The organism is Bacillus cereus group sp. BfR-BA-01311, assembly GCF_022664295.1.
GTDB classification, from domain to species: Bacteria; Bacillota; Bacilli; order Bacillales; family Bacillaceae_G; genus Bacillus_A; species Bacillus_A cereus.
Map to the genome: position 1 here is coordinate 1 of NZ_JAKUHC010000035.1, position 2,461 is coordinate 2,461.

Below are 2,461 nucleotides of genomic sequence, written 5' to 3' on the forward strand. Positions count from 1 at the left end.
ATGATGGCAGAGAGGTCACACCCGTTCCCATACCGAACACGGAAGTTAAGCTCTCTAGCGCCGATGGTAGTTGGGACCTTGTCCCTGTGAGAGTAGGACGTCGCCAAGCAAGAACCTAAGTTATTTTGACTTAGGTTTTTTTGTGTTTATTTTTATTATTTTAAATATAAAGGTAAGAATTACCTTTATGAGAATATAGTTCAGATGTAAAAAGAATGTTTGTAATCTTATATAAAAAGGTTATGTGATAAATAGCAATATAGCTCTTTTTGCATAACCTTTTGTGTTTTTAAAGGACTTTACATAAGAAAAATTCTATAATTAAGGTAGTTAACATATATTTTTGATGGGTGTGGGGGATTATGAAAGAAATATGCATGTTATTAGTGGCTGTTATATTATGGGGCACAGCCATTGCGCCAACAAAATGGGCGTTAGAATCTATTCAGCCGTTTACTTTGTTATTTATTCGTCTTTTCTTTGCAGGTGGAATTTGTATGCTATTCTCATTTAAGGAATTACAAAAATCAGTTGTACATAAAAAAGTTCCATGGAAAAGAATGAGTTTGTTAGCTTTTACCGGTGTAGCTGGTTATTTTATGTTTACATCCTACGGCATTTCTTTAACAAGTGGATTACATGTGAGTATTATAGATGCTGCATTACCATTAGTTACAATTCTTTTTTCAGCACTCTTTTTGAAAGAGAAAATTCGATTGAATTATTGGATAGGAATTATATTGGGTGCTATAGGAGTACTCTTTATTACGATTCCATCTAAAAGTGCTAATCAAGAAGTGTCTTTAATAGGAGATATACTAATATTATTAAGTACTTTTCTATTTGCTTTCTACACAGTTTTGCTAAAACGACCAAAACAAGAACAGTATTTATCAAACGAGGTTTTTACAACATTAACTTTAATTATTGGAGCTGTTATTCTCTTACCGTTTGCACTGATAGAAATTTTTTATTACGGTCTTCCAAAGGTTGAAACTTGGAAAACGGGACTTAGTGTAATATACCTTGTTATTGGAGCAACAATTTTAGCATATTGGTTTTGGAATAAAGCGCTAGAGAGAGTTTCAGCATCAGTAAGCGGATTATATTTAAATGCATTACCATTAATAAGTATTGTTACTTCAATTATTCTATTAAATGAATCTCTGACATGGAGAGTAATAATGGGAGCAAGTTTAGTTTTAATCGGAGTAGGATGGGCGGACCAGCAAAAGTTATGCAATCTATTAAAAGGAAACAAGGTGGAGAATAGAGACTGCTAAACAGTATGATTTATATAATTGAAATGTTAAAAAGATACCTTATATATGGGGTATCTTTTTTATTTAGCAAAGATAATAGACTAAAGTTAGTATAGATATTCTTTGCTGTATTTATATGTGTCGAAATCATTTTGAAATATTGTTTGGACAAGTTGTATACATTCAGTATCATAAAAGCTTTCAAAAGTTGGGTGACGGGGAAATAAAGGGTCAGTAATATCGCCTTCGCTAAAATCCCCTTTATAAATCATGGCGGGAGTTTGATGATGCCATGATGTTGAGAACTCATTTATTGGTGCGGTTTTTAATTCAAAACGCTTTTCTAATTCTTTCATTTCCTGATCGAAGTTTTCTAAGTATATATAATTGGTCACATATTCTTCTTCACCAGCTATATATTGTTGTGTGAAATGTGGGTTAATATCACTTGCGTGAGCCCATTTCATAAATAGATAGTATAAAAATTGTTTAAATGAGATCCCTTTGGGGGATTTTCCATATAAGGAGGTCCAATTAAGGACACGAAAGAACTGACTGCTCTCCTATAAGGGTTACGAACAAGTTTAAAAGTTTCTTTTTGTTTTTCTCGTAACGCTACTCCTAGTCGTACACTATAGGCAGGTGTACTTTTGTATATATCATATTCATAATTATGAATGAAAGGACTATAGCTTAGAGCGGTTTGTAATAAATCAATCTGGTAAAAGAACCACTTAGCAAGAGAAGTACAACCGCTTTTTGGACTCTAAAATAGAATGATTGGAAACTTCCTATGATAGTGTGGGCTTCTTGAATGGGAGCTTATGATGTGTAATAAAGAAGGATTGAACAAGTTCTACACTCCTTTCAGTTATTTTATTGATATGTATGAGAAATAAAAGGGGGGTATGAGAGTCTTTTTCATCTTTTAAAAAAAATGAAAGATTAATATTGACTATTATTATATAGAGGTGTAATATAGGACAAGTCGCCGATGACATTAACGTCGAAAGCGATAAACGAAATAAAAAACTTAGTTGACATCAATTAACGAAAGTGTTAACATAAGGAAGTCGCAAATGAGCGATCAAGTAGTTCTTTGAAAACTGAACGAAACAAACAACGTGAAACGTCAATTTTTATTTTAGATGCTAGACAAACTAACTTTATTGGAGAGTTTGATCCTGGCTCAGGATGAA

1 protein-coding gene, 1 rRNA gene and 1 pseudogene are annotated in these 2,461 nt (G+C 32.7%); 2 read left to right on the forward strand and 1 reads right to left on the reverse strand.

What is annotated here, in order from left to right; all coding sequences use genetic code 11:
- Together rrf and MR136_RS28230 are read left to right on the forward strand one after the other, a co-directional pair.
- Positions 1-109, forward strand: a 5S ribosomal RNA gene (rrf, locus tag MR136_RS28225); the annotation flags it as partial.
- 253 nt (positions 110-362) lie between these two features.
- Complete coding sequence (locus MR136_RS28230; RefSeq protein ID WP_017674607.1) at positions 363-1,283, forward strand: DMT family transporter; 921 nt, start codon at positions 363-365, stop codon at positions 1,281-1,283.
- Positions 1,284-1,369: 86 nt separating this feature from the next.
- On the opposite strand, the pseudogene MR136_RS28235 reads toward MR136_RS28230, so the two are convergent.
- Positions 1,370-2,115: pseudogene (locus tag MR136_RS28235) on the reverse strand (sulfotransferase family 2 domain-containing protein).
- Positions 2,116-2,461 lie beyond the last annotated feature (346 nt).

Bases quoted from the DNA above. Each gene is read 5' to 3' on its own strand.
- MR136_RS28230 (WP_017674607.1), top strand. From the start codon at position 363: ATGAAAGAAATATGCATGTTATTAGTGGCTGTTATATTATGGGGCACA.